Source organism: Pseudanabaena biceps PCC 7429 (genome assembly GCF_000332215.1).
GTDB lineage: Bacteria > Cyanobacteriota > Cyanobacteriia > Pseudanabaenales > Pseudanabaenaceae > Pseudanabaena > Pseudanabaena biceps.
The window spans coordinates 1-5,775 of record NZ_ALWB01000269.1 but is presented as its reverse complement, the minus strand read 5'-3'; the positions used below and the strand labels follow the sequence as shown (position 1 = coordinate 5,775).

6 protein-coding genes are annotated in these 5,775 nt (G+C 42.9%); all 6 read left to right on the top strand.

Annotated features, from left to right (window positions below; translation table 11 throughout):
* Positions 1 to 176: 176 nt before the first annotated feature.
* The 6 genes from PSE7429_RS20445 to PSE7429_RS20420 all read left to right on the top strand — a co-directional run bounded on the left by PSE7429_RS20445 (position 177) and on the right by PSE7429_RS20420 (position 5,668).
* Complete coding sequence (locus PSE7429_RS20445; protein WP_009629258.1) at positions 177 to 1,931, top strand: ABC transporter ATP-binding protein; 1,755 nt, start codon at positions 177 to 179, stop codon at positions 1,929 to 1,931.
* Positions 1,932 to 2,133: 202 nt separating this feature from the next.
* Positions 2,134 to 2,487, top strand: a complete 354-nt coding sequence (locus tag PSE7429_RS20440; RefSeq protein WP_009629257.1) for a hypothetical protein — start codon at positions 2,134 to 2,136, stop codon at positions 2,485 to 2,487.
* A 339-nt stretch (positions 2,488 to 2,826) separates the two neighbouring features.
* Positions 2,827 to 3,327 carry a DUF2231 domain-containing protein gene (locus tag PSE7429_RS20435; protein ID WP_009629256.1) on the top strand — a complete coding sequence of 167 codons (501 nt, stop codon included), beginning with the start codon at positions 2,827 to 2,829 and terminating at the stop codon, positions 3,325 to 3,327.
* The gene (locus tag PSE7429_RS20430) at positions 3,324 to 3,935 is read left to right on the top strand and encodes a DUF2231 domain-containing protein (protein WP_009629255.1); all 612 of its coding nucleotides are present in this window, start codon (positions 3,324 to 3,326) and stop codon (positions 3,933 to 3,935) included. The genes PSE7429_RS20435 and PSE7429_RS20430 overlap by 4 nt, the downstream gene beginning before the upstream one ends.
* Before the next feature lie 8 nt (positions 3,936 to 3,943).
* Complete coding sequence (locus PSE7429_RS20425; RefSeq protein ID WP_009629254.1) at positions 3,944 to 4,855, top strand: cytochrome c oxidase subunit II; 912 nt, start codon at positions 3,944 to 3,946, stop codon at positions 4,853 to 4,855.
* Positions 4,856 to 4,996: 141 nt separating this feature from the next.
* The gene (locus PSE7429_RS20420; protein ID WP_009629253.1) at positions 4,997 to 5,668 is read left to right on the top strand and encodes a hypothetical protein; all 672 of its coding nucleotides are present in this window, start codon (positions 4,997 to 4,999) and stop codon (positions 5,666 to 5,668) included.
* Positions 5,669 to 5,775 lie beyond the last annotated feature (107 nt).

Here is a 5,775-nt window from a genome sequence, read left to right as displayed (position 1 = left end):
GCGGCGCTTTGCGCCGCCACTCATCTTTAGGGTTTTTAAAGCTCAAAATCCGAGACAATATTTTATTAGCCTTATTAGCCGATCGCGATGACTACCTTCTCTAAAATGAAACACTAATTTTTTAGCAAAAGCTTGCCTAGCAAGCCTTTGCCAAAATAAAGTAGTATGGATATATTATGGCGCGATCGCAATTTCAAACCCTCCAAGAATATCTCCGTCCTTACTGGAGTGACTTAGCTATTGGCACTGTTGCCCTTCTACTGGCAAACATGCTTGGCACATTTATACCTTGGTTGATCAAGATATCCGTTGACGACCTTGGCAAAAATCAATCGATTGATTTTCATCATTTACTGCAATATGTTTGGCTGATCGTGGGCTTATCTTCACTCATGTGGGTGATTCGGATGGCATCCCGCGTCTGGATTTTTGGAATCGGGCGGAAAATAGAATATAGTCTCAAACAGGAAATTTTCGAGCATTTGCTCAAGCTGCCCCCCAGTTATTTTGCCAATAACTCCGCAGGGGAAACGATCAGCATCGTCACTAGCGATGTCGAGAATATCCGTCGCTTGATGGGCTTTGCCCTGCTCAGCATCATCAACTCGGTCTTTGTTTATGCTCTAACGCTACCTGCAATGATCGCGATTGACCCCTTGTTAACCTTGCTATCAATCTCGGTATATCCGATCATGCTAGCGATCGTCCAGAGATTTAGCGGTCAATTGCGTGACGAACAACTTCAGGTTCAGGAGGAACTATCACAGGTAAGCACACTTTTGCAAGAAGACCTCAACGGCATGGCTCTCATCAAGACCTATGCTCAAGAGCAAAGCGAACGCGATGCTTTTGGCAAACTTAACGATCGCCTACTAGATGCCAATCTCAAAATGGCTCGCAGCCGTAATATTTTATTTCCGTTATTGGGTGGTATTGCCAGTATTAGTTTTTTAGTACTAATTTGGTTTGGAGGCGAAAAGTTAGCCAATCCTGCCAATACAACCTTTAAAATTGGCGATTTACTGACCCTAATTATCTATGTCGAGCGATTGATCTTCCCAACGGCAATTTTGGGATTTGTGATGGTCACCTATCAACGAGGAATCGTCAGTATCAATCGGATTCAGGGAATTCTGGAAATACCCCCTGCCATTACCGATGCCCCCGATGCGATCGCCTTAAGCAAATCAAAGGTCACAGGCAAAATTGAAGCGCGAGATCTCACCTTTACCTACAAAGGTTGTCTTCAACCTGCCCTTAATCATGTTAGTTTCACGATTTATCCGAGCGAAACCGTTGCCATCTTAGGAACGGTTGGTTCGGGAAAATCTACGCTTGCGAGTGCCTTGATGCGCCTAGTGGAAACGCCAGCCGATCGCATTTTTATTGATGGCATCGACATTACCAAAATGAGAATTGAAGATCTGCGGTCAATTATCTCATTTGTTCCGCAGGATAGCTTCCTCTTTAGTGCGACGATGCGCGACAACATTCGTTATGGCAAGCCCCAAGCTTTCGATCATGAAGTAGAAGACTTCGCCAATAAAGCGCGTATCGAGCAAGAAATTCTCAAGTTTCCCAAACAATACGACACCCTTGTCGGTGAACGGGGTATTACCCTATCAGGCGGACAGCGACAGCGTACGGCTTTAGCGAGAGCTTTACTCGTCGATACACCGATTTTAGTCTTGGATGATGCGCTTTCTAGTGTGGACAATCAGACTGCCACAAGCATTTTGGGAAATCTACCCCAAAATAAAACGGTGTTATTTATCACCCACAACCTATCAGCAGCTTCAACCTGCGATCGGATTATCCTCATGGATGCAGGCAAAATCGCACAAGTAGGAACCCATGCCGAACTACTCGCTGATTCCCAGCTTTATCAGAAGCTTTGGAATCAACACAAATTGGAATCTGCGATTAAATAGAAAGGGTGGCGTAAACGCCACCCTTTCTATATGGCTAGGACATAAAACCCAAAAGATGGGAGGCGGCGCTTCGCGCCGCCTCCCATCTTTTGGGTTTGCAAACCTTACGTTGCTACATTTGCGCCGCCTAGTTTGACATGATGTCTTTTGCTTGTTTTCGTTACAAGCGATACGTTAAAGACTTATTGGGAGGCTTAGGGACTTGCGATTTAATGAAGTGCCAAATATAAAACCAGAATCGGTGGCGCGGTGGAGCCGCGCCACCGATTCTGATAAATCTGGATTGGTATCTTATTTTCTCGCAAGTCCCTTATTGGAAAACTTATTGGAAAACTTATTGGAAAACTTATTGGAAAACTTATTGGGAAACTTATTGGAACGAGCTATGGCAATGCTTGAGTTAGTTCAGACAAATAAAAAAACAAAAGACGAGTGGTGGTATCGAGAACTGTCGCTTATCTTTTGGGTTTTAGATATCAAGCAAAGCTTGTATTTCTATATAACCTTGATTTCCAGAGAATGTCTAAAACAACTACAACCACAACTTAAGGATTAAGCTAATAATTATCAAAAGTTAACTATCAAAAGTTAATTATCAGATAAGTAAGTTACTGGGCATAATTAAAGCCCAGAATCAAAAGCTGTAGCGCAAGCTGCTCGTTCGCTATAGCTTTTGGGGTTTTATATTTAATTGCGCCCAGCTACTTAGCTAAGTAAACTTAAAACCTAGAAGATTGTACCGCCCGCTTAGCGGAAGGTATGCTCTCTGGTTTAGGTTTTTAATTATGCTGAACTACTTAGTAACGCAATTTAGTAACGCAATTGATCGCAATTGATCGACTAATTATTTCGTTTTCTTATTTCGTTTTCTTTCGTTGAGTGTTGACAAATACCTATGCTGGAATATCTGCCACCGTTAAATGACCATAACTTGCCCTATCCCGATACGATTCATCCGATTGTGGTTCATTTTGTGATCGCAATGGTGTTGTTTGCAGTGGTATGCGATGCGATCGGCTATTTCACCCGTAACCCTCGACTCTACGAAGTGAGCTGGTGGAATCTATTTTTTGCCACAATTTCGATCTTCATTGCCATTATCTTTGGACAGGTGGAAGCGGGATTAGCGGAGGCATACGCTGCCGTAGAGCCAACCTTGAATTTACATACCATTATTGGCTGGTCGCTCTCAGGAGTAATTGCGGCGATGACTGGATGGCGCTATGTACTGCGGGTTCGCGATCCTAAGGTGTTACCTGTCTCCTTTCTCGGTGCGGGTTTGTTTCTCACAGGAATAGTTCTTTTTCAAGTTTATTTAGGCGATCTGCTGGTTTGGGTCTATGGACTACATACCGTACCAGTGGTAGAAGCTTTAAAGGAGGCTGGTTTGCAATGATTGCGACTTTAATCGATCAATTACATGGTCAATTGGGCTTAAATGGGTTGCCCTATAGCATTCCTATCCATCCCAATCTAGTTCACATGACCCTTGGCTTGTTTATTGTAGCGATCGGATTCGATATTGTGGGCGTATTTTTTGTTCTAGAAAAGCCTTTATTCAAATTTCTAGCCATTCCTGCCTCAAGGTCGAACTTTTTTGATGTCGGCTGGTACAACATGGTCGCCGCCTCAATTATCACTTTCTTTACTGTTGGTGCAGGTTTTTACGAAATCCTGCTCGCTACGCCCGATGAGAATGTTAAAAGCGCTTGGGGCTTACAGGCGATGGAGACGATGATCTGGCATGGTGTGGGAGGTGTGCTTTTATTAGCGCTGATTGTAGGAATGACTGTCTGGCGTGGATTTCAGCGCTTTCTCTGGCGCAAGGATATGGGTCAACAGGTACAGTGGAGCTATTTGCTAGCAGGATTGGTAATTTTTGCGATCATGTTTGTGCATGGGACTTTGGGCGCACAGCTTGCCTCAGAGTTTGGGGTGCATATTACCGCCGATCGCCTGTTACGCTTGAGTAAGAATGTCGATCTAAATCAGTTACTGAAATAGGGAGATCTATGAAACTACGCACGATTTTAACTTTGGTGGGTGTGGCGATCGCGATCGCCCTCATCAGTCTCTGGATGGGACAATCTGCCTATACATGGTTCCCGCCGCAAGCTTCCGCAGAATCGATTTTGGTGGATAACCTATTTAGCTTTTTGGTGACCTTAGGAACTTTCATTTTTCTTGGTGTAGTTGGCACTTTGACCTATTCCATCTTGTTTCAACGCGCAGGGAAATATGACTATAGTGATGGTCCTCATATCGAAGGTAATGTTAAATTAGAAATCATCTGGACAGCAATTCCCTTTGCTCTGGTGATTTGGATTGCCGCCTATAGCTATCAAATCTATGATCAGATGTCGATCTTAGGACCAATGGAACATGCTCATCATGGAGCAATGATGGCGGTGGCTGATGCGGCTGAAGTTCACGAATCTCAATTGGAAGAGGTTGAGCAAATTCAAGTACTAGCGCGGCAATGGTCATGGGAATTTCGCTATGGCAATGGGACAGGCAATGGGACAGGTAATGTCAGTAGTACAGAATTACATTTGCCGAATAATCGCAGGATTAAGCTTGTCCTCCATTCTGAAGATGTGCTGCATGGCTTGTATATTCCTGCTTTTCGGGTGAAGCAAGATGTAATTCCAGGGCGTGATATTGATTTTGAATTTACACCTATTCGTGAAGGGAAATATCGCTTGCGGGATTCGCAATATAGCGGTACTTATTTTGCGGCGATGCAAACGGATGTGGTAGTGGAATCCCCTGAAGCCTATCAGAAATGGTTAGCGGATGCTTCTATCGCTACGCCTGTAGTTGCCTATAATCGTGCATCTAATGAATATGCTAAACGAGATAATGCAAATAATTTGGTAACGGTTATACCTGCGGCTCCTCCTGTGGTGAATTATTCAAATTGACCCTCCCGCCTAGTTTATTTGTAGGATGCGTTAGTGCAACGTAACGCATCTATTAGAAAACCGCATTTATTAGAAAAATGATGGGTTACGCTATCGCTAACCCATCCTACGTTTAACTAAAAAAATAACTGGATTTTCCAAATGAAAATTGATAATCTTCGCTTTCAGCCTTGGATAGGCAATCAATATGGAAATGAGAGCATATTCAAAATTCCCATTTTGATTGTTGGAGAATCAAATCATGGTGTATCCAAAGGTGCAGAAAAAGATGCTGTTTTTACACAGGAGCTAATCAACAAAATTATTGATGCAAGGTGGAAGCATAACTTCTTTAGCAATATCCAACGGACATTTGTACAAAATGCTAATACTCAGGAATTGCGATCTGAATTTTGGCATTCTATAGCACACCATGAATATATTCAGGATTGGCTTCCCAGACCTAGAATTGCTCCCGATGAAGAAATGTGGAAAAAAGCTAAGCCGATTTTTAGAGAAGTAGTTGCTGAGTTAAAGCCTACGTGCATATTGTTTGTTTGCAAACGATTGTTTGAAAGAGTGTCACTAGATTTTCCAGCATCAAATCCTCTAGTTATTGATAATTCATTGACCTTAGAAATTTATCGGAATCATCATCCAACCGTCAAAATTGATAATGCCTTAGCTTCATGGATTTATCATCCAACAGCCCCCCGTGGTGGTTTCCGAAGACCTAGAGGAGTTGTGAGTCCTTTGATTAAGGCGGCTGGGGGGACTGATGGGTTTAGCGCGATCGCTGACTTAAACACAGTTACAACGGGAGCATCTCACTAATGCAATGAGTATTTCTACTTATAGATGACATATGAGAAAATGAATAAAAATGAGGTTAAAAAAGATGACACCCGAAGAAAGCAAAGTTCTAGAAAGAACATCTAAAA

Excerpts from the sequence above, each read along its gene's own strand:
- PSE7429_RS20425 (WP_009629254.1), top strand. The coding sequence starts at position 3,944 with ATGAAACTACGCACGATTTTAACTTTGGTGGGTGTGGCGATCGCGATC.
- PSE7429_RS20435 (WP_009629256.1), top strand. The coding sequence starts at position 2,827 with ATGCTGGAATATCTGCCACCGTTAAATGACCATAACTTGCCCTATCCC.
- PSE7429_RS20430 (WP_009629255.1), top strand. The coding sequence starts at position 3,324 with ATGATTGCGACTTTAATCGATCAATTACATGGTCAATTGGGCTTAAAT.
- PSE7429_RS20420 (WP_009629253.1), top strand. The coding sequence starts at position 4,997 with ATGAAAATTGATAATCTTCGCTTTCAGCCTTGGATAGGCAATCAATAT.
- PSE7429_RS20445 (WP_009629258.1), top strand. The coding sequence starts at position 177 with ATGGCGCGATCGCAATTTCAAACCCTCCAAGAATATCTCCGTCCTTAC.